19 protein-coding genes are annotated in these 19,900 nt (G+C 63.7%); 12 read left to right on the plus strand and 7 right to left on the minus strand.

Annotation, left to right across the window (positions count from 1 at the left end; all coding sequences use genetic code 11):
* Positions 1–136: 136 nt before the first annotated feature.
* Positions 137–841, plus strand: coding sequence for a DUF72 domain-containing protein (locus Pan44_RS08235; protein WP_145029049.1), 705 nt, complete (start codon positions 137–139; stop codon positions 839–841).
* Here the strand turns inward: Pan44_RS08235 and Pan44_RS08240 are convergent.
* The 3 genes from Pan44_RS08240 to Pan44_RS08250 all read right to left on the minus strand — a co-directional run bounded on the left by Pan44_RS08240 (position 825) and on the right by Pan44_RS08250 (position 2,668).
* Positions 825–1,238: a DoxX family protein gene (locus tag Pan44_RS08240; protein WP_145029051.1), complete on the minus strand. Its 414-nt coding sequence runs from the start codon at positions 1,236–1,238 to the stop codon at positions 825–827. The two genes, Pan44_RS08235 and Pan44_RS08240, sit on opposite strands and share 17 nt — an antisense overlap.
* A 62-nt stretch (positions 1,239–1,300) precedes the next feature.
* Positions 1,301–1,825, minus strand: coding sequence for a UvrB/UvrC motif-containing protein (locus tag Pan44_RS08245; RefSeq protein ID WP_145029054.1), 525 nt, complete (start codon positions 1,823–1,825; stop codon positions 1,301–1,303).
* A gap of 177 nt (positions 1,826–2,002) precedes the next feature.
* Positions 2,003–2,668: a hydrolase gene (locus Pan44_RS08250; RefSeq protein ID WP_145029056.1), complete on the minus strand. Its 666-nt coding sequence runs from the start codon at positions 2,666–2,668 to the stop codon at positions 2,003–2,005.
* A 415-nt stretch (positions 2,669–3,083) separates the two neighbouring features.
* Here Pan44_RS08250 and groL (Pan44_RS08255) point away from each other — a divergent pair, with 415 nt between their 5' ends.
* From groL (Pan44_RS08255) to Pan44_RS08275, 6 genes are all read left to right on the plus strand, one after another.
* A complete protein-coding gene (gene groL, locus Pan44_RS08255; RefSeq protein ID WP_145029058.1) occupies positions 3,084–4,772 on the plus strand; it encodes a chaperonin GroEL in 1,689 nt (562 codons plus the stop codon).
* 102 nt (positions 4,773–4,874) lie between these two features.
* Entirely contained in the window at positions 4,875–5,168 is a 294-nt protein-coding gene (gene groES, locus Pan44_RS08260; RefSeq protein ID WP_145029060.1) for a co-chaperone GroES, read from the plus strand.
* A 91-nt stretch (positions 5,169–5,259) separates the two neighbouring features.
* Positions 5,260–6,876, plus strand: coding sequence for a chaperonin GroEL (gene groL / locus Pan44_RS08265; protein WP_145029062.1), 1,617 nt, complete (start codon positions 5,260–5,262; stop codon positions 6,874–6,876).
* A gap of 137 nt (positions 6,877–7,013) precedes the next feature.
* Positions 7,014–7,298: a PEP-CTERM sorting domain-containing protein gene (locus tag Pan44_RS08270; RefSeq protein ID WP_197453939.1), complete on the plus strand. Its 285-nt coding sequence runs from the start codon at positions 7,014–7,016 to the stop codon at positions 7,296–7,298.
* Between the two features lie 7 nt (positions 7,299–7,305).
* Positions 7,306–7,452 carry a hypothetical protein gene (locus tag Pan44_RS27305; protein ID WP_197453940.1) on the plus strand — a complete coding sequence of 49 codons (147 nt, stop codon included), beginning with the start codon at positions 7,306–7,308 and terminating at the stop codon, positions 7,450–7,452.
* Positions 7,453–7,482: 30 nt separating this feature from the next.
* Positions 7,483–8,160, plus strand: a complete 678-nt coding sequence (locus Pan44_RS08275; protein ID WP_145029066.1) for a PEP-CTERM sorting domain-containing protein — start codon at positions 7,483–7,485, stop codon at positions 8,158–8,160.
* 43 nt (positions 8,161–8,203) lie between these two features.
* Here Pan44_RS08275 and Pan44_RS08280 read toward each other — a convergent pair whose 3' ends face one another.
* The 3 genes from Pan44_RS08280 to Pan44_RS08290 all read right to left on the minus strand — a co-directional run bounded on the left by Pan44_RS08280 (position 8,204) and on the right by Pan44_RS08290 (position 12,981).
* Positions 8,204–9,157, minus strand: a complete 954-nt coding sequence (locus Pan44_RS08280; protein WP_197453941.1) for an Hpt domain-containing response regulator — start codon at positions 9,155–9,157, stop codon at positions 8,204–8,206.
* 478 nt (positions 9,158–9,635) lie between these two features.
* Positions 9,636–9,800 carry a DUF1328 domain-containing protein gene (locus tag Pan44_RS08285; RefSeq protein ID WP_145029070.1) on the minus strand — a complete coding sequence of 55 codons (165 nt, stop codon included), beginning with the start codon at positions 9,798–9,800 and terminating at the stop codon, positions 9,636–9,638.
* A gap of 388 nt (positions 9,801–10,188) precedes the next feature.
* Positions 10,189–12,981, minus strand: coding sequence for a DUF11 domain-containing protein (locus Pan44_RS08290; protein WP_197453942.1), 2,793 nt, complete (start codon positions 12,979–12,981; stop codon positions 10,189–10,191).
* A gap of 273 nt (positions 12,982–13,254) precedes the next feature.
* On the opposite strand from Pan44_RS08290, the gene lpxK reads away from it, so the two are divergent.
* Positions 13,255–14,313, plus strand: coding sequence for a tetraacyldisaccharide 4'-kinase (gene lpxK / locus Pan44_RS08295; RefSeq protein WP_145029075.1), 1,059 nt, complete (start codon positions 13,255–13,257; stop codon positions 14,311–14,313).
* Between the two features lie 90 nt (positions 14,314–14,403).
* On the opposite strand, the gene Pan44_RS08300 is transcribed toward lpxK, so the two are convergent.
* A complete protein-coding gene (locus Pan44_RS08300; protein WP_145029076.1) occupies positions 14,404–15,084 on the minus strand; it encodes an FHA domain-containing protein in 681 nt (226 codons plus the stop codon).
* Between the two features lie 512 nt (positions 15,085–15,596).
* On the opposite strand from Pan44_RS08300, the gene Pan44_RS08305 reads away from it, so the two are divergent.
* From Pan44_RS08305 to Pan44_RS08320, 4 genes are all read left to right on the plus strand, one after another.
* On the plus strand, positions 15,597–16,991 hold the full coding sequence (locus Pan44_RS08305; RefSeq protein ID WP_145029078.1) for a sigma-54-dependent transcriptional regulator: 1,395 nt from the start codon (positions 15,597–15,599) through the stop codon (positions 16,989–16,991).
* A 241-nt stretch (positions 16,992–17,232) separates the two neighbouring features.
* Positions 17,233–17,841 carry a superoxide dismutase gene (locus Pan44_RS08310; protein ID WP_145029079.1) on the plus strand — a complete coding sequence of 203 codons (609 nt, stop codon included), beginning with the start codon at positions 17,233–17,235 and terminating at the stop codon, positions 17,839–17,841.
* Between the two features lie 182 nt (positions 17,842–18,023).
* Positions 18,024–19,397, plus strand: a complete 1,374-nt coding sequence (locus Pan44_RS08315) for an alkaline phosphatase family protein (protein WP_145029082.1) — start codon at positions 18,024–18,026, stop codon at positions 19,395–19,397.
* 110 nt (positions 19,398–19,507) lie between these two features.
* Positions 19,508–19,834 carry a hypothetical protein gene (locus Pan44_RS08320; RefSeq protein ID WP_145029084.1) on the plus strand — a complete coding sequence of 109 codons (327 nt, stop codon included), beginning with the start codon at positions 19,508–19,510 and terminating at the stop codon, positions 19,832–19,834.
* The last annotated feature ends 66 nt before the right edge of the window (positions 19,835–19,900 follow it).

Below are 19,900 nucleotides of genomic sequence, written 5' to 3' on the forward strand. Positions count from 1 at the left end.
GCAAATGTCGTGAAAAACTACATCGCGAGGTAGGCCGATCATCATTGAACAGTCGACTTCAGAACGGAACTGCTTGACATCCCACGTCGACACGGCATCGAGTTCGACAAGCAATAAGTCTTCGATTGACCCAACCATGATCTGGCACATCGGAACCAGCGGTTACAGCTATCCCGCCTGGAAAGGCTCGTTCTACCCCGACAAGCTCCCAGCGAAGCAGTTCCTGAGCTACTACGCGACGCAGTTCGACGTGGTCGAATACAACGGTTCGTTCCGCACCTTGCCCAGCGACAAGTCGATCGACGACTGGGCAACGCAGACACCGGCCGCGTTTCGATTCGTCCTGAAAGCGCCGCAGAAGATCACACACATCCGGCGGCTCAAGGAGGCCGGAGACGATCTGCAGCAGCTGGCCGCGTGCGTGACGAGGCTGAAGAAACGGGCCGCCCCGGTCCTGTTCCAGCTGCCGCCGAATTTCAAACAGGACCTGGCCCGACTCGAGGAATTCCTGAAGCACGCCAAGAAGCCGATCCAGGCGGCCTTCGAGTTTCGCCACGAGAGCTGGCTGAACGACGACACCTGCCGCCTGCTGAAGAAGCACAAGGCGGCGCTCGTCGTCGCGGACGCCGAAGACCTTCCCGAGACGCCGCTCGTGCCGACGGCTGGCTGGGGCTATCTGCGACTTCGTCGCGAGAACTACACCGACGCCGCTCTCAGGAAGTGGATCCGGCGGATCGAAGCCATGAACTGGAAAGAGGTCTTCGTGTTCTTCAAGCACGAAGACACGGGCACGGGGCCGAAGCTGGGCCAAAGGCTGTTGCGGCTTACTGATTCACCGTGACGGTCGGAGCTTTGGTCCGCCAGGGAACAATCGCCCGCAGCCGGGGCTCGCGCAGGAACACACCCAGCCAGGCGAGGACGCCGATGATGACCGGGGTCATCATTTCGCCGATCGGATCCCCCTTCTGAACATGCACGAACACGGCCCCTCCGAGGTAACCGTTGAGCAGCATCGCGCCCAGCACGGTCGTACGAGGGATGAGGTAGAGCACGGCACAGGCGATCTCCACCGCGCCGATCTTTTGAACGATCTCTTTCGTGATCCGCATCTTCTCGATGCCTTCGATCAACTGCGGATCGTTGCTGAACTTCATGACGCCGCTCATGACCATCGCGGCCGTGACCAGCACGGTCAGAATCCATCCGCAGATCGACATCCACTTCGGCTGTGCAGGCATCGGAGTTCCTGAATGATGGATCGCGACCGCTGGCGCGTCATCCGGCAAGTATGCCGGGAGCGCTACTCCTCACCCCGTCCTTTGGCTTCGAGCTGTCGGATGCGGTCGCGGAGCCGGGCCGCCTCTTCATACGACTCGTTGTCGATGGCGGCCTTCAGGTCGTTCCGCAGGCGGAACAGCTCATAGTGCTCGCGACTTTCGGACGACGTCCGGGGAGGGCATTTGCCGACATGCTGGGTGTCGCTGTGAACGCTTTCCAGCAGCGGAATCAGGTCGTCGTGGAAGACCTCATAGTCGTGGGCACAGCCGAGACGCCCCTGACTGCGAAACTGCTTGAAGGTGATTCCGCAGAACGGGCAGGTCTTGCCATCGTCCGCGGACTCCTCGGCTTCCTCCGACTTCACTTTCAACGAAGGCTTGGAAGAGACCGACTCCGCCTGAAACTCTTCCGACGATCCACCGACTTCAACGGAATTCAGGTATTCCTGGGCGCACGTCTCGCAGAGGTGGAGCGACTGCGCCTGCCCTTCACGGATTTCCGTGATGTGCATGGTGGCGGGCTTGGTGCAGCGTCGGCACTTCTTCATATCACTCTCGACACGACAGACCGGGGTATTCTGGAATTCTATGAAGGGGGGCGCGAGCGTCAAACAGCGAATGACAGCCCCTCATTCGCGGAACAACGATGGCGTGGGCCGCCCATCCGGCGGTCCACGCCATCCCCCTCACTGAAGCAGCCCCCGGGGGGCAACGCGGCTTCCGCCCTATTGATACTTGTCGAGCTTCGTCTCCGGGCCGCTTTTCGCGATGGCCTGGGCCTTGTCGTAGCTTTCGATCAGGCATTGGTACTCGGGGCAGATCTCGGCGAGGATTTTCGCGAATCGGGAACCTTCCGGACGGTTCCAGGTGCGCATCAGTTCCGCGGCGATCGCGAAGGTGTCCGTCGGGATGGCCCCGGCCTGAGCGATGCGGGCGATGGTGATGTCGGTCGCCATCTTGCTCCAGTTGCCCGAAGCGTCGACCACGCAATACGCCTTGTAACCGGCCTGGATGGCGCTGATCGCCGGGAAAGCCATGCACACGCTGGTGAGAGTGCCGGCGATGATGAGCGTCTTGCGGCCTGTCTTTTCGATGGCTTCCACGAACGGCGGATTGTCCCAGGCGTTGATCTGTCCCGTGCGCGGAACGTACACGGCATGCGGCGCGTACTGGTGAATCTCCGGAATCAGCGGGCCATTGGGGCCATCCGGCACCGAGGCGGTGGTAATCACCGGGATCTTCAGGAGCGATGCGGTTTTTGCGAGGGCGATGGCGTACTTCCGCAGGTCGGGAATCGGCAGATCGCGAACGGTGTTGAACAGGCCGCTCTGGTGATCGATGAGCAGCATGACGGCGTCATCGGCGTCGAGCATTCCGTTCGTGGCAGGCATGGGCGCGTTCTCCTGAAAGTGAGTGACTGTCGGCCAGCCGGCAAAGCGTAGAGGAGTGCGGGCTTCTGGACAGCCTCCAACGCGGAATCGAGAGGTCTGGAGCCGGGCGAGCCGCCCGGCCGGCAGGAAGTGTCAATATGGCAGCCTGAATGAGCCCAGATTCCGGCGATTCGACGCCATCCCCTTTCCGAATCACTACTTGCGCATTGCGGTGGAGGCTTGGCACATCCCTTGCTTTCCCGGGTCGTGACGTGCCCTCTCTGCCCGAACGGACAGATTCTGGACTGTCGCCGCAGCCTGAGGCGCGGCGCAGCAGTCTGGACGCACGCTGGATCCACCGAAGTTCGCTCCCTGAGCGTTCCCTGTTCGCCTTACTGATTCGCTGACCCCAAAAGTCCGCACACGAGGAGTAACCGTGGCGAAGCTGTTGAGTTTCGATGAAGACGCCCACAAGAAGTTGCTCGAAGGCGTCTCCAAGCTGGCGAAAGCCGTCTCGAGCACCCTCGGCCCCCGCGGCAGGAATGCCGTCCTCGACAAAGGATGGGGCTCCCCGAAGATCACGAAGGACGGCGTGACCGTCGCCCAGGACGTCGAACTCGAAGACAAGTTCGAGAACTGCGCCGTCCAGCTCGTGAAGGAAGCCGCCTCCAAGACGGGCGACCTCGCCGGTGACGGCACGACGACCGCCACGGTGCTGTCGGAAGCCATCTATCGCGAAGGCCTGAAGTTCATTGCCGCCGGCGCGGACGCGATGTCGCTCAGCCGCGGCGTGCAGAAGGCCGTCGAGAAGGTGACCGAAGAGCTGAAGAAGATGGCGAAGCCGGTCGCCGCGAATGACCGCAAGGCCATCGAGCAGGTCGCCCGGATCGCCGGCAACAACGATCCTGAGATCGGCAAGATCCTGGCTGATGCCATGCTGAAGGTCGGCAAGGACGGCGTGATCACGATCGAAGAAGGCCGCGGCACGCAGACGGAAGTCGAGCTGGTCGAAGGCATGCAGTTCGAGCGGGGCTACCTGTCGCCGCACTTCGTCACGAACGAAGACAAGCAGACGGTCGAGCTCGACAACTGCAAGATCCTGATCCACGAAGAGAAGATTTCGAATGCCCGCACCCTCGTGCCGGTTCTCGAAGCCATCTCGAAGTCGGGCGCTCCGCTGCTGATCATCGCCGAGGACATCGAAGGCGAAGCTCTGGCGACCCTCGTGGTCAACAAGCTCCGCGGCATCGTGAAGGTGGCCGCTGTGAAGGCCCCGGGCTACGGCGACCGCCGCAAGGCGATGCTGGAAGACCTGGCGATCCTCACCGGGGGCAAGGCGTTCTTCAAGGACCTCGGCGAGAAGCTCGAGACCGTCAACCTGAAGGACCTCGGCACGGCGAAGAAGATCATCATCGACGCCGAGAACACCACGGTCGTTCAGGGCGGCGGACAGAAGGGGGCAGTCGAAGGCCGCGCGGCCCAGATCCGCTCCGAAATCGAAAAGACTGACAGCGACTACGACCGCGAGAAGCTCCAGGAGCGGCTCGCGAAGCTCGCCGGCGGTGTGGCCCAGATCAACGTCGGGGCTCACACTGAAACCGAGATGAAGGAACGCAAGGACCTGATCGACGACGCCATGCACGCGACGCGTGCGGCCGTCGAAGAAGGCATCGTTCCCGGCGGCGGCGTGGCGTTGCTTCGTTGCGGCAAGTCGCTCGACAAGGTCGATGCCTCGGGTGACGAAGCCCTGGGCGTGAAGCTCGTGAAGAACGTGCTTGAGATGCCGCTGCGGAAGATCGCGGAGAACGCCGGCCTCGATGGCGCCGTCGTCGCGAACAACGTCCGCAAGAATTCCGACAAGAACTACGGTTTCGACGCCCTGAACGAAGAGTATGGCGACATGTTCGCCATGGGTGTCGTCGACCCGGCCAAGGTCGTTCGCACGGCCCTGCAGAACGCCGCCTCGGTGGCGAGCCTGCTGATGACGACCGACTCCGTCGTCGTCGAAGCCCCGAAGCCGCCGGAAGCCAAAGACGGCCACCACGACCATGACCACGACATGGGTGGCATGGGCGGAATGGGTGGCATGGGAATGCCCGGCATGGGCGGCATGGGTGACTTCTAGTCGGAAGGCCCGGTTTTCACCGGTCGTCATCCGTCGAACTTCGTTCAACTCAAATCAAACTCACTTTCGGTCGGCACGGCCGGCCCTACGGAGATTCAAACAATGGCTGTTTCGCTGAAGCCCCTGGATGATCGCGTTGTCGTCAGCCCGCTCGACGCCGAAGAGATGACGGCTGGCGGCATCGTCCTTCCGGACAGCGCCAAGGAAAAGCCGCAGCGCGGCAAGGTCGTCGCTGTCGGCCCCGGCAAGCTGCTGGAAAGCGGCGAACGCTGCCCGGTCGCCCTGGTCGTCGGTGACGAAGTCCTCTTCGGCAAGTACGGCGGCACCGAAATCGAAGTCGACGGCGAAGAGATCAAGATCCTTCGCGAGTCCGACATCCTCGCCAAGATCGTCTGATTGATTCCGCCTGAAGCCCAGGGGTTGCAACCCCTGGGCGTTCCCTGCTGAAACTCTCCCCAAATCAAAACTACCGCCCAGGAGTTTTCCGGTGGCCAAGCAACTTTTGTTCGACGATCGCGCTCGCCTGAAACTGGCCCGCGGCGTCAAGACTCTCGCCGACGCCGTGGCCGTCACCATGGGCCCGACCGGCCGGAACGTGATCATCGACAAGTCCTTCGGCAACCCCGTCGTCACCAAGGACGGCGTGACGGTGTCGAAGGAAGTCGAACTGGAAGACCCCTATGAGCACATGGGGGCCAAGCTCGTCAACGAAGTCGCTTCCAAGACCAGCGACATCGCCGGCGACGGCACGACGACCGCGACGGTCCTGACCCGCGCGATCTACGAGGAAGGGCTCCGCTCCATCTCGATGGGCGCCAACCCGCAGATCGTCCGCAAGGGAATCGAGAAGGCCGCCAACGCCGCCATCCAGTTCCTCGAATCGATCGCCAAGCCGGTCTCGGACCGCAAGGAAATCGAGCACGTCGGAGCGGTGTCGGCGAACAACGACGCCGAGATCGGCAAGCTCATCGCCGACGCGATGGAGAAGGTGGGCCGCGACGGCGTCATCACCGTCGAAGAAGGCAAGTCGAACGCGACCACGCTCGACCTGGCTGAGGGCATGCAGTTCGACAAGGGCTACATCTCGCCCTACTTCGTGACTGACCCGGCCGAGATGAAGTGCATCCTCGAAGGCGCCTACGTCCTGCTGTTCGAGAAGAAGATCTCGAACCTGCGCGACCTGGTTCCGCTTCTCGAGAAGGTGGCCCGCGCCGGCAAGCCGCTCCTGATCGTCGCCGAAGACCTGGAAGGCGAAGCCCTCACGGCTCTCGTCGTCAACCGTCTCCGCGGCGTGCTGCAGGTCTGTGCGGTGAAGGCTCCTGGCTTCGGCGATCGCCGCAAGGCGATGCTGGGCGACATGGCTGTCCTCACCGGCGGCGAGCTGATCTCCGAAGACCTCGGCATCAAGCTGGAAGCCGTTGAACTGAGCCAGCTCGGCCGCGTGAAGCGGGTCGAAGTGACCAAGGACAACTGCACGCTGATCGACGGCGCCGGCAAGAACGACGAGATCCAGAAGCGGGTCGGCCAGATCCGCAAGCAGATCGAAGAAACCGACAGCCAGTACGACCGCGAGAAGTTCCAGGAACGGCTCGCCAAGCTGTCCGGCGGCGTCGCCATCATCTCCGTCGGCGCAGCCACCGAAGCGGAAATGAAGCAGACCAAGGCCCGCATGGAAGACGCCCTGCACGCGACCCGCGCGGCCGTGGAAGAAGGCATCCTTCCCGGCGGCGGCACGGCCCTGCTCCGGGCGATTCCGGAAGTCGAAAAGGTGAAGGCCAAGGGGGACGAGCAGATCGGTGTCGACATCGTCGCTCGCGCTCTGGAAGCCCCGATCCGTCAGATCGCCGGCAACGGCGGAAACGACGGTTCGGTCGTCGCCGACGAAGTGAAGCAGAAGGGCGCGAACATCGGCTTCAATGCAGTCACCGGTGAATACGGCGACATGTACAAGGCCGGAATCGTCGACCCCGCGAAGGTCGTGAAGAGCGCCCTCCGCAACGCCGCGTCGATCGCCGGCCTGATGCTGACCACCCAGGTCCTCATCACCAAGACCGACACAAACGACGGCAAGGACAAGAAGAAGGTGGAAGGCGCGATCCGCTGATCGCAGGCTTTCTCCGGCAGATGCCAAAGCGGCCTCCTGAAGCAGGAGGCCGCTTTTTTGTTGCGCGCAGCCACATCAAGTTTCTACGAGGAAGTCGTTTTCTTCTTGCGGGTCCTCGGCGTCCCGCGCTTGGCGGCATGTTTCTCGCCTGGGCCGATCCCACCGGAACCGCATTCGCGAGCGATGCCCTGCCGACGGTATTCGATCCCCTCGCCTGGCAGCTGGGGCAACTGACCCTGGAACTCCGGAACATCACGTTCCTGGGAGGGACGGAAACGTCAGTGTCGATGGTCGGCTCCATCGAGATGCCCGAGGCCGTCCCCGAGCCATCGAGCCTGCTCCTCACGGCAGCGGCGGCGGCCGGCTTCGCAGTTCGCCGCCGGCGACTCCTCCGGAACCGTCAGGTCACGGCATCTGCCTGAGGCTGGAATGCCTCTCTTGAACGCATTCCAGCCGCCTCGACTTCAGGACGTGGCTGTCGTCGTCAGCGGCTTGCAGTCCACACTTCGCTGGCCGATGGGCTCCCGCAACAGCGCGGAGGGGCGGGAATTGACGATGGTGCGCTCCGATTTCTAGATTGTGAGTGGCTTCTTTGGAGGGCAGGGCATGCGGGCAGCACTGATCGCAGCTGGAATGATCGTGGCATGCGCGGGGACCGATTTCGTTCATGCCGACCTGATCACCTACACATTCACGGGTCAGATCACCTCGACGACGTTCGGCAGCGGGTTCGCCGGGATCGACGTCGGGACGACATTTTCCGGCTCCTTCCAATTCGACCCGAGTCTGGCCGGACCTGACGGCAATTCGGGTTCAGATCTGGGGGTCTATTCCCTGGCTCCTTCGCCCGACAGCTTCTTCAATCTCTCCATGGCCGGCTGGGATTTCATCGGGCCTGTGTCCGGGGTGACCGTCCGAAACAACTTTGGACCCGCAGTGGTCGACGGTTTGCAGGTCAGGACCGATGGCACCGTTCCCGCAGGCTGGACCGCGACGTCCAGTTCGATGTTCGTGAGTTTCGATGACTCGACAGCCACCGCCCACGCGAATGATCTCATGCCGACGTCGTTTGATCCGGCGAAGTTCGACGCGGTCAACTTCTCATGGCGGGTCTCGAACGCCACCTATCCGGGTGGCTCGTCCGGGGGAGCACTCTTCGCCGGGACCGTCACGATGTCCGCGGTCCCCGAACCGTCCTCCGCGCTGCTCGCGATGACTGTCGCAGGCCTCGGCCTCCGGAAACGCCGACGAGCCTTGCGACGAACAGGGTCTCCACGCGGGTGAACGCTCAACCAGCCGCTCGTGCGGCTCAGGCCTGATCGTTGACTCAGTGTCCCAGCACCTGGGCCTTCAGCGCTTCGATGACCCGTCCCAGCTCATAGTCGAGCTCATCCACGCCGCCGGCCGCCTTCGCCAGGTCGCCGCTTCGCGCGGCAGTCTCGACGGCCATGGCTGCGCCGATCGCGAAGGTCGCCTCGAAATTGGAGGAGAGCCCTTTCAGGCTGTGCGCGCTGCGCGTCGCCAGTTCGACGTCATCCGCCTCGAGCGCGGAACGCAGTTCTCCCATCAGTTCCGGTACATCTTCGATGTAGAACCCCGCCATGTCTCGGAGCAGCTGCTGGTCGTTCCCCAGCCTTTGCAGAGAGATCCCCAGGTTGACGACGGCAGCGGCCGAAGGCGAGGACGTGGGGGCCATGGGGGTTCTTTCGGGGAGGACATGCAGCAATCTGGAAATGCGAGCCAACCGGACTCGCGCGACTGCGCGTTCCAGAATAATCACCATATCCCGGGCCGAGAATGGCTTCGAGACAAACTCGGTCATTCCCGCGTTGCGGCATTTCTCACGATCGGCCTCCGCGGTCTGCGTCGTCATCGCGATGATCGGGACGTCCTTCCCGCGTGGCAGGCTGCGGATGATCTCCGTGGCGCCGACTCCATCGAGGTTCGGCATTTCCAGATCCATCAGCACCGCGTCAAAGGAATATCGCAGGTAGAGTTCGATCGCCTCCAGCCCGGTGGACGCAAGTTTCCAGCTGTGCCCGCGATGTTCGAGAAGCGAGACTGCAAACGCCCTGTTGGCAGCCGAGTCATCGACTACGAGGACGTGCAGCGGTGCGAACACCGGGAGGCTCGAAAGCTCGGGATCCTCGTGGTTCACTGCCGGATCCGCGAGGTCTGGGGCCGGAAAATCCTGTGAGGCCTCCTGCGCGCTCTGCCGCGAGTTTCGGTCGTTGCCGTTTCTCGCGGGCTGATGTGTCATCTGGAAGTCCGTGGCAGCCATCCGTGTCCGTTTCGCCCGGTGGCTGGAGCCAGCGCCCGGGACAGCATGCGCGTCAAAACGAATTCGAGGGGCGTCGGGGCGTTTGCCTCCACGACGTTCGAGGTCCGGTCTCCGTGACGATGACGACCGGGGTGGAACGTCCTGGCTCGCCGGCTGAGTCGCCGGCGTTTCGGGATCTCCCCCCGTTCCTCGCTGCAGCGGCGAGGCGTCTTTGCGGATGCCTGTCGGTTTCATGGCCGTGCAGTCTGGAGGGAAAGAGGATCATGGAGGCTCGTTCAATGGTGTCGGCACAAAAAAAAGCCCCACCGGCGATCATCCGGCTGCGGACAACGCCTGGAGGGGGAAAGTGACTGGGGTGAAGGCCAACGGGCCGCATCACTTCCCGGAGCAACTGCGTGTGGCAAGTCAGTGCTCCGGGCATTTGAAACACGCGCATCCGACAATTCCCCACACACTCAGCCGACAGCCGCCTGCTGCCCTAGATGTTCACGCGACGATTCGTGAACAGCGACACCAGGAACAGGACGAGGAACACGACAAAGCAGACCTTCGCGATCCAGGCCGCCGTTCCGGCGACGACGCCAAATCCGAGCACACCGGAAATCAGCGCGATAATCAGAAACATGATGGCATAGGAGAGCATGGCGTTCGTCCTCTTTGAGGGAGCAATGCAGAGCGTCTGCCGCCGTCACTCGCGGAGGCACGGATCTGCTCATCTCGTTCTTGTGTGTTGCTGCAACCTCTTATGCCCGACCGGGCTCAGTTGCATGAAACGAGGATTCGCAATGGCCATGCCGAAGCCATTCGTGTTTCGCGCACCACCTCCCATGAAATCACAACCCATTTACCCAAAACACCTTGCGACGCATCACCACTCAAGGGACGGGTATTTTCCCTGCGATTCTCGTTCGTTCGTTTGGAGTCCACACCGCTCGCCTGCATGCCACCCGCCGGGAGCCGCTCCAAAAACGAAAGCAGCCCGGGAAGTTCCCGGGCTGCTGACGGATTCGATTCGGTGGTGGTGGAGTCGCTTACTCGTAGAACTTCGTCAGCTCTTCGGACATCAGCGGCTCGGTCACGGAGGCGCTGGTCAGCTGCGTCCGGAACCGGAGGTTGCCGGCCGCTTCGCCGCGAACGATCACCTGGTACTTCACCGATTCGCCCGGAGCCACCTGGGCGACCGGCCGGAATTCCACCATCTGTCCGCGGGCCGCATGGCTCACGGCTCCCGCGGCCGACACGAACCGGGCTCCCATCGGAAGTTCACAGGTGAGGGCCACCCGTTCCGCCGGAGCAGAGCCTTCGTTCTTGACGCGGATCTCGTAGCCGGTTTCGACACCCGTCTCGACGGGATCGTTGAGGTCGGTGATCTCGACGACGAGTGAAGGCGTCCCCTCCACCTGCGTCAGGACATGCGCGTCCGCCACCACTCCATGCTCCGAGGTCGCCCGGATGAAGTGCGTCGCAGCCCCGACGGCCGTCGCCTCCAGGGTGATGTGAGCCTGGGCCGTCTCGCCGGTGTTCATCGTGCCGACGTACCAGCTCAACATGCGGTTGGACGCGCTATAAGTCGCTCCCTTGTCGCTCGAGACGTACTCGAACCCCTCGGGAATCTTGTGCATCACGCGGACGTTTTCAGTTGCAGCCGATCCGTCGTTCGCGACCGAGAGGGTGTACACCGCACGCCGGCCGAGGTAACGCAGGCCAGGGCCTTCGATGGTGGCCTTCAGTCGTGGCGAGACGACCATCACTTCCGAGGCCGCCGCCTGCAGGATGTCTCCGTCGGCGTGGGCCTTCACTTCGATGACATGACGTCCGCCGGAAACCGCGGCCAGCGCCAGACGCACCGGACGCGATTCGCCCGGGTTGAGGGCCCCGAGGTCGAGCATCAGGCGGCTGCCGCGAGAGTGTTCCAGTCCGTCCGGAATCCGCGCTTCCACCTTCACGTTCGACGCGGTTCCCGTGCCGGGATTCCGGATCGTCACCGTGTGCGAGGCCGTTTCGCCGATCATGACTTCGTGCGGCCCGGCCAGTTCGACGGCGAGCATCGGCTCGGCGACGTTGAAAGATCCGCTGGCGGCGTTCGCGAACCGCACATACGCCTGCGTCGCGATGTTCCCCCGCTCACGCGGAATCATCCGGATGGCGATGGTCTGCGTTTCGCCAGAGTCCAGTTCCTCGAACTTCCAGATCAGCGACGACTGTGCCCGGGCGGGCGCCGGCGTCGTTCCAACAAGCTGCACGTTGGCCGGGAAGTACGCTTCGACTTCCACATCCCGGACCGATGCGTCCGTGCGGTTGCGAACAACCAGTTCGCACAGGCACTCCTGCCCGATCGCGATTTCCGATTTCTTGACCCACTCGGCCGTCACCCCACTGCCAGTCGTTCTGTCCGACGACGACGAGATGAAGTTGCTGCGGGCGGGCGCGGACGGAACCTGCGGCGCGGGCTCGGCGATTGGCGATTCCCCGAACGACGGGGCCTCACTTCGAGGCGGCGTCATGCGCACGGTCCGCACGGGAGTCCGGACGGGCGGATCGAGGGGCAGATCGAGTGACGGCTCAACCTGGGGCTCAACCTGCGACTCGGCCTGGGGCGTGAACGACGGAGCCGCCTCGGCCTTGGGGTCGAGGTCGAGCGATTCGAGCAGATCCTTGTCGGTCGGCTCGTCGACAGGCTTCCGCACCGCGGGAATGGTGAGCGTGCCGCGCGGAGTCTCAGGGATCAGCGGATTCGTCGAAGGGTTGCGCGCCGCGGGGCGCTTCGGCGGCGCGGCAGGCTCTGCCGCGACAGGCTCTTCCTCAAGCAGCGGAGAACGCTTGCGGGCCGGCGGAGCAGCGGCCGGCTCTTCGGCCGCAGGCCCTCCTGGAATCGCGAAGGCATCGCTTGGAAGGGACTCGTCGATGACCGCCTTCCTGGGCGTCGGCGTCTTGGACCCTGGTCCGAACTTCGCGAACGGGTTGTCGGCGTTGTCCAGCAGTTCTGCGTCCCCTTCCTCGTCCTCCCAGTTCGGCGGAGGTTCGTTCGGATCGAACTTCGGCGCGACTCCTTCGGGACGCTTGCGGACGACCGGCGCAGTGGCGGGGGCCGTCGGTTCGATGCGAGCCGGCTCCTTGGCTTCGCTCTCGAACTCGTCGACGGCCGATGAGAAATCGAGTTCCGGCAGTTCGTTGGCAGCGCTCGCTCCGGACGACTTCGGCGGCATCGCCGGGGCCTTCGGATCGACCGGCAGTTCGCCGATCATCAGCAAGTGCTGGTCGACTTCGGTCGGAGCGGCCGTATGTTCGGAAGGAGTGACCAGGCGCTGATTGCGGTTGGTGGTCGAAGTGGCGACCGCGCGGCCCGTGCCGGCCACCGGAACGACGCCCCCGGCGTCCGGAACGGAGTCGGGAGCATCAGCCTTGAGCGTCTTGCCCTTCCCCGTGCGTGCCACGGTGGACGGGCTGTTGGACGATTCGAAGAGAGCCGCGGCAGAGACCGCTTTTCCCGATGCGGACGGACGGCGCGTCGGGAAAGCATCCCTGGCTGACGCCGGCGACGGGGCAGGGCCGCCGCCATCGGTGAGGAGTTCGTTCAGGGATTGAGACGATTCCATCGAGTCGGACAGCTTCCGCACCCTGGGCTTGGCGTCCGATTGCGGTTCGTCCTTCGGAGCGTCGCCGAAGAGATCGTCGTAAAAATCCCGGGAAGGGGGTTCGGCAGACGGCGCCGCGGCGGGAATCCGCCGGACCGGAATGCTCGCACGGGGCGTTTCCTGGGCATAGCCGCGCAGTGTGCCTCCGGCGATCCCGAGCGCTGCCAGAATCCAGGCTGTCCGTCGCATGATCATTCCTCCGTCCGTCCGTTCAAACCGCTTCACGATCCATCCCGCGGTGGGTTCCCGACGATGCTCAGGCAATGCTGGCGCAGCCGCGCATCGAGGAGACTCGCTATCAATTTCGGAACGGTGTACCCGCTAAGATGAACCGATCATGGTGACTTTGACGATTTCTCCGCCCCTGAAAGGCACTCGCAGCGGCAGGAACAGCCGATGTGAGAATCCAGGCAGGAGCGCGGCTGTTGCGATTCGCCGCGCCTGCAGCAGGAGACCGCGCTGATGCCTTCCGAGAAGGCATTTCTCGACATCATCTCGGGCCGCAGGCCGGACTGGCCTGCGGCCGCAGCGCGGGGAGCTCTCGCGCTCCTCGAGCCCGTGTACGCCGCAGGGGCGGCGCTCAAGAACCTGTCGTTCGACGTCGGCATCAAGAGGCCGCAGGACGTCGGCGTTCCGGTCGTCAGCGTCGGAAACCTGACCACAGGCGGCACGGGTAAGACCCCGGTCGTGGCCGCGGTCGTCCAGAAGCTCCTTCAGCGCGGGATGAAACCTGCCATCGCCAGCCGGGGATACCGCTCGGTCGACGCCGCCGGCAACGACGAGAAACGCGTCCTCGATCTCCTCTGTCCCGGCGTTCCGCACATTCAGAATCGCGATCGCATTGCCGCGGCGCGAGAACTGGTCGCTCATGGCGCCGAGATCATCGTCCTCGATGATGGCTTTCAGCATCGCCGGCTGAAACGCGACCTGGACATCGTTCTGATCGACGCCACAAATCCCTGGGGCTATGGACGTCAGCTCCCCCGCGGCCTGCTGCGGGAATCGCGGCATGCTCTGAAGCGGGCCCGTCTCATCCTCGTCACGCGAACCGACCTCGTCAGTTCCTCCGAACGGGAGCGACTTCTCGACGAAATCGCCCGTGACTCGTCCGCGCCCGTCGTGACGAGCCGGTTCGTACCGCACGGCCTTCGCGATCGATCCGGGTTGATCCATTCCAGCGACGACCTGAAAGGCAGGCAGGTCGTCGCGTTCTGCGGTATTGGCAATCCGACGGGATTCCGGGCCACGCTCGAACGCGCCGGGCTGCTGCTGCATTCGCACGCAGTGACGGCCTTTGCCGACCATCACCATTACACCCGCGACGATCTCGAGGCGCTGATCGCGGAAGCGCAGGCGAGCGACGCCGCAGCCGCCGTCTGCACCTTGAAGGACCTGGTCAAGCTTCCGCCGATCGACGCCCCTATTCCGATCCTGGCCCTTGAGATCACGCTGGAAATCATCGATGGGTCGACCGCCTGGGAGCGCGCCATTGCGGGGTACGGAATTCCCCGGGCACCGTAGGGGTGGTGTTCCAGCGGCAGGGCGGCGCGTGCGCCAGCGCTGACCAGTCGGCAACGTTCGCAGCGGCCTGCTGGCTGAGCACCGATCCGCTTAGCCGTCCTTCGGGTCCGACAGCGCCCTGAGGTACTTCGCCATGTCTGCCTCCAGCTGCGAGAGCTGCATCCATGCCGCCGGCGGCACCGACATATAGGCCGCCTGCAGCTTGCGCGACGTCCCTCCGTGCTGCTGGGCGATGAGTAGAAGCCTGAGCAGCCGGGAGTGGATGAAGTTCAGCACTTCCGACAGGTCCGCCGCCTGCCCGAGATTGAGGTCTGACGGCAGCGTCGGCGCGCCGTTGGGGAACAGTTCTCCGGGCAGTTCCGGTTCGCCGTCGATCGAGTCCTGCAGATCGGGGGAAGACTTCGTCTCGCTGTCGACAGGCCCGCTCGCGATGGGCGGATCAATGGCCGCCAGTTCGCTCGTCCGCTTCGCGATCTGCTCGACGCTGCCATACAGCAACAGGCAACGGCCGATCAGCACCTGGTCGCCGATCTGCAGCACTCGCATCCGGATGGGATGCCCGTTGACGCGCGTCCCGTTCGTGCTGTCGAGGTCGGTCAGGATAATGCGGCCGGCGTCTTCCTGAATCTTCGCGTGAAAGCGGCTCACACGTTCATCGTTGAGGCGGATGTGGTTGTCGTCCTCGCGCCCGATGTTGATCGGGGTCGGGAGGTCGGCAAACACGTGGCCCATCTCAAGGCCGTCGAGAACCTGAAACGTCACCAGAGCCATTGAGCAGCCGAACCGTGAGGAATTGCAGAACCAGGGGCGCCGCCCCGCAAAGCGAGAGAGCGACCATCCGTTGTATCGGGGTGGTTTTGTGACCGTCAATGACGGCCTTCCTTCACCGCCCGATCGGGCCGCTTCCCGAAACTCGATGACCACTCTCACGAGGTTCCCGAATCGCCACTTCCGGCCGTTGCTGAAAAACCACGTGAATCGTGTTGACGTCTCGCAACGGCGACGTAGGGTTTCGCACCCTCAACCTCCAGCTCCCGGCAGTCAGGCGGCGATTGGAATCGCAGTCTGACGGAAGTCCAGTTGTCATAGTCGTGCCGGTCGAGCACGTGGCGCGGATTGCGCCGCTTTGTCGCCGCCGCCTGCAGCCCGATGTGTCGTCGCTTTTCGAACAGCGATGAGACGCGCCGGACCGCGTGCGCCCCGACACTCACCGGACGTCGCCTCTGGCCTCGTGCGCCATTCCTGCGCCGACAGGCCGCCTGACGTTGAACCGCGAGCATCTGATGATGAACATTCAAGGTAACCTGCTGGTTGTTGATGACGATCGGCATATCTGCGAAGCCATGGCGGACTACCTCCGCTCGCTCGGCCACCGCACAGAAACCGCCATGAACTGCAAGGATGCGCTCTCCCGCATCCGCGAATACAACTTCGACGTCGTTCTCACCGACGTCTGCCTGCCCGACCAGGACGGCTTCCACGTCCTCGAATGGGTCGCCCAGAACAAGCCGGAAACCTCCGTCATCCTGCTCACCGGCTACGGCACGATCGAAAGCGCAGTCGAAGCCATCCAGGGTGGAGCCTTCGACTACCTCACCAAGCCCGTCATCGACGACGAACTCAACCTCGCGATCCAGCGGGCCCTCGGCCAGAAGCGGATCGTCGAAGAAAACAAGAAGCTCAAGAAGCAGCTCGACCAGAAGTTCGGCATCTCGAACATCATCGGCCGCGACTACAAGATGTCCCGGATGTTCGACCTCATCGAGAGCGTCTCCGACACCCGGACCACCGTCCTGATCCTCGGCGAAAACGGCACGGGCAAGACGATCACCGCCCGCGCCATTCACCAGCTCAGCAGCCGTCGGGAGCAGCCGTTCGTCGAGGTCGCCTGCGGGGCGCTCCCCGACTCGCTGCTCGAATCCGAACTGTTCGGCCACGTTGCGGGCGCCTTCACCGGCGCCAATCACGACAAGATGGGCAAGTTCCTCCAGGCCGATGGCGGCACGCTCTTCCTCGACGAGATCGGAACGGCCTCGCCCAGCCTGCAGGTGAAGCTCCTCCGTGTCCTCCAGGACCGCGAGTTTGAACCTGTCGGCGGCACGAAGACTCACAAGGTCGACGTCCGGCTGGTCCTCGCGACCAACGAAAACCTCGAAGAACGGGTCCGTCGGGGCGAATTCCGCCAGGACCTCTTCTACCGCATCAACGTCGTCAGCGTGACCCAGCCCCCGCTCCGCGAGCGGATCGGCGACATCCCGCTTCTCGTCGAACACTATGTCCACGAATTCAACCAGCAGACCGGCAAGCGGATCCGCGCCTTCGACGACACGGCCCTGCACCTCATGCAGCGCTACGGCTGGCCGGGCAACGTCCGTGAACTGGTGAACGTCATCGAACGGGCGATCGTGCTCTCGAAGTCGGACATCATCACGCCCTCCGATCTCCCCGAACACATGCGGATCGAGGCCCGTGAAAACGTCTCGCTCTCCGGCCGGTTTGGCAGCGGCACCCTGAAATCGGCGCTCGTCCATCCGGAACGGCAGCTGATCCTGGAAGCCCTGGAATCAAACGGCTGGAACCGTCAGGAAACGGCCCGCACGCTCGGGATCAACCGCACGACGCTCTACAAGAAAATGAAACGTTTCGAGATCGATTTCGAACACCACGTGCAGCTGTAATTCTTTGAGCTGCACACTCTCTCCCGCCTGAAAGCCCAGGGGTTCCGCCCCTGGGCTTTTTGCATGGGGGGCGACGCCGAAAACGTGTGACCGGGAATCGGCGGGGTTGTGACTGCGTTGGGGCCGACTAAAATCCCGGCAGACGCGATTCGTCTCCGAGAGTATTCAACCGGTCCGGGCTGTTCCGTCCTACGGCGCTGCAGCTCGCCCCACGCTGACGTCACCAGTCCAGGAGTGATTCATGGCCTACGAACTTCCGAAGCTCCCCTACGCCTACAACGCTCTGGAGCCGCACATCGACGCCAAGACGATGGAAATTCACCACACGAAGCACCATCAGGCGTACATCAACAACGTCAACAAGGCCCTCGAAGGCCATGCCGATCTGGCCGCCAAGCCGATCGACGAGCTGATGAAAGGCCTCGCCTCCGTTCCGGAAGCGATCCGTACGGCCGTCCGCAACAACGGCGGCGGACATTCGAACCACACCCTGTTCTGGACCGTCATTGGCCCCAACGGCGGCGGCAAGCCGACCGGTGAACTCGCCACGGCGATCGACTCCACCTTCGGTAGCTTCGACGCCTTCAAGGAGAAGTTCAACGCCGCTGCAACCACTCGCTTCGGCAGCGGCTGGGCCTGGTTGTCGGTCGACAAGGGCAAGCTGGTGGTCGAAAGCTCGGCCAACCAGGACACCCCCTTCTCCGAAGGCCGCACCCCGATCCTCGGCCTCGACGTCTGGGAACATGCCTATTACCTCAACTACCAGAACAAGCGGCCCGACTACATCGCCGCGTTCTGGAACGTGGTGAACTGGGCCGAAGTCGCCAAGCGCTTCGCCGCCGCGAAGTAATCTGAGCTTTCCCAGCACCCCGGCCGCTCCACAGCTGCCGGGGTGCTTTGCATTGAGGGCCCCTCTGTTCGACGTAGCCACGACCTGATCGCCGGCTTATCGTCCTTCGTTCCGAGACTCCTGACGTGCACCCCGCCGGAGTCCGGAGCAATCGTCGCTCAGCCAGCCCCGGATCATGCGTCGTGACTCAACCTCTCGTCCTCCTGCTGGCGGTCGGCCTGACGCGAAAGCTTCTGCCGTTCGCCCCATCGCTTCGCCGACTCGCGGAGTCGGGCTGGGTCGCCGATCTCGAAGAAGCCCTTCCCGCCGTCACCTTCACGGCCCAGGCGACACTCCTCACGGGCAAGACGCCTCGCGACCACGGCGTAGTTGGCAACGGCTGGCTCTTTCGCGACACCCGGGAAGTCCGCTTCTGGCAGCAGTCCAATCGCCTGATCCAGGCAGAGCCGCTCTACACGACCGCCCGCAGGCTCGCCGCCGAGCGTGGACATCCATTCCGGGCCGCAAAACTCTTCTGGCAGTTCAACCAGGGGGCCGACGTCGAGATCAGCGTCACTCCGAAGCCCTGGTACGGAGCCGACGGCAGCAAGGCCTTCGGAATCACCGGCACGCCGGAAGGTCTCTCGGACCAACTCGAGAAGCGGATCGGGCCATTTCCGTTCTCCAGCTACTGGGGGCCCATGGCCGGCCTTCCCAGTTCCGAATGGATCGCCCGCTGTGCGGCCGAAACACTGGTCAGTGAGCGCCCCGACCTGACCCTCGTCTATCTCCCCTACCTCGACTACGACCCGCAGCGGTTCGGTCCCTCCGACGCCAACATGCCGAAGCTCGTTGGCGAATTGGACCGCGCCTGTGAGCCGCTGCTCGAGGCCGCCACGAAGCAGGGGGCCCGCGTCTGGGTCGTCAGCGAGTACGGACTGGTCGACGTTTCCCGCCCGATCTTCATGAACCGCGCATTGCGCGAGGCCGGGCTGCTCACCGCCCGACCCGGCCCTTTTGGCGACACCCTCGACACCTTCAACAGCCCAGCCTTCGCCGTCTGCGATCACCAGGTCGCACACATCTACGTGCAGCGCGACCTCCCCCGGGTGCGCGACCTCATCGCCGGCCTCCCCGGCGTCGCCGCCGTGTATGGGGGTGAGGAACGGGCCACCATCGGTCTCGACCATCCCCGCTCCGGAGAATTGATCGCCCTCGCGGCCCCGGATGCGTGGTTTGCCTACCCGTTCTGGCTCGACCGGTCCGGCGAACCCGACTACGCCCGCACCGTCGATATCCATCGCAAGCCGGGATACGACCCGTGCGAGCTGTTCTTCGACCCGGCCCTCCTCTGGCCCAAGGGACGGGCCGTTCGCCGATTGATCCAGAAGAAGCTCGGATTCCGCACCCTGTTCGACATGATTCCGCTCGACGCCAACCTCGTTCGCGGCAGCCACGGACTCGCCACACAGGAGGACCGCCCCGTCCTCATCGGCAGCGGCCCGACGCCCGGTTCGACCCTGCCAATGACGGCCGTCCGGGATCGTGTCCTGGAAGCCCTGTTCCCGGCCGGTTAGGTCACTCAGACAGCTCCAGGCTTGCAGGGGAGATTGACCGCAGTGAAACATGCCCGCCGGCAGAGGAAGCCCCCCAGTTCGTTCGGCCGCTTTCATCGACTCAAGACGCCATGATGACCCACCCTGATCTGATCAAGATCACCGAGTTGCTGCTCGTACCCAGCAGCTTTCTTGTGGCCGCCCTGGGGACGGCCGATACGAACCTTCACCGGGCAGCCGTGTCGGTGCTCGGACTGATCGTCAGCCTGTTATGGTGGCTGGGCGTCCATGACGCCTACCACGAGGCCCGGCAGACCGGGAATGAGACAGTGGTCGTGCTGCAGTTTCCGCTACGGACTCGGATTCTCTACGCCCTGCCGCTGGTGTTTTCCGCGGGATGGCTGATTTCGGTCATCGCGCATCTCGTGCTGTGGAGGCTGCCGCTCGGCAGGAACTGAACGACCGGAAAGCAATTCAGAACGAGACGCTCCGGGAGCGACGAGCAAGCCCCAGCCGGGTCGCTC

This window comes from Caulifigura coniformis (assembly GCF_007745175.1).
In the GTDB taxonomy this organism is placed as follows: domain Bacteria; phylum Planctomycetota; class Planctomycetia; order Planctomycetales; family Planctomycetaceae; genus Caulifigura; species Caulifigura coniformis.

Excerpts from the sequence above, each read along its gene's own strand:
- Pan44_RS08235 (WP_145029049.1), top strand. The coding sequence starts at position 137 with ATGATCTGGCACATCGGAACCAGCGGTTACAGCTATCCCGCCTGGAAA.
- Pan44_RS08240 (WP_145029051.1), bottom strand. The coding sequence starts at position 1,238 with ATGCCTGCACAGCCGAAGTGGATGTCGATCTGCGGATGGATTCTGACC.
- Pan44_RS08245 (WP_145029054.1), bottom strand. The coding sequence starts at position 1,825 with ATGAAGAAGTGCCGACGCTGCACCAAGCCCGCCACCATGCACATCACG.
- Pan44_RS08250 (WP_145029056.1), bottom strand. The coding sequence starts at position 2,668 with ATGCCTGCCACGAACGGAATGCTCGACGCCGATGACGCCGTCATGCTG.
- groES (WP_145029060.1), top strand. The coding sequence starts at position 4,875 with ATGGCTGTTTCGCTGAAGCCCCTGGATGATCGCGTTGTCGTCAGCCCG.
- Pan44_RS08270 (WP_197453939.1), top strand. The coding sequence starts at position 7,014 with ATGTTTCTCGCCTGGGCCGATCCCACCGGAACCGCATTCGCGAGCGAT.
- Pan44_RS27305 (WP_197453940.1), top strand. The coding sequence starts at position 7,306 with ATGCCTCTCTTGAACGCATTCCAGCCGCCTCGACTTCAGGACGTGGCT.
- Pan44_RS08275 (WP_145029066.1), top strand. The coding sequence starts at position 7,483 with ATGCGGGCAGCACTGATCGCAGCTGGAATGATCGTGGCATGCGCGGGG.
- Pan44_RS08280 (WP_197453941.1), bottom strand. The coding sequence starts at position 9,157 with ATGGCTGCCACGGACTTCCAGATGACACATCAGCCCGCGAGAAACGGC.
- Pan44_RS08285 (WP_145029070.1), bottom strand. The coding sequence starts at position 9,800 with ATGCTCTCCTATGCCATCATGTTTCTGATTATCGCGCTGATTTCCGGT.
- Pan44_RS08290 (WP_197453942.1), bottom strand. The coding sequence starts at position 12,981 with ATGCGACGGACAGCCTGGATTCTGGCAGCGCTCGGGATCGCCGGAGGC.
- lpxK (WP_145029075.1), top strand. The coding sequence starts at position 13,255 with ATGCCTTCCGAGAAGGCATTTCTCGACATCATCTCGGGCCGCAGGCCG.
- Pan44_RS08300 (WP_145029076.1), bottom strand. The coding sequence starts at position 15,084 with ATGGCTCTGGTGACGTTTCAGGTTCTCGACGGCCTTGAGATGGGCCAC.
- Pan44_RS08305 (WP_145029078.1), top strand. The coding sequence starts at position 15,597 with ATGATGAACATTCAAGGTAACCTGCTGGTTGTTGATGACGATCGGCAT.
- Pan44_RS08310 (WP_145029079.1), top strand. The coding sequence starts at position 17,233 with ATGGCCTACGAACTTCCGAAGCTCCCCTACGCCTACAACGCTCTGGAG.
- Pan44_RS08320 (WP_145029084.1), top strand. The coding sequence starts at position 19,508 with ATGATGACCCACCCTGATCTGATCAAGATCACCGAGTTGCTGCTCGTA.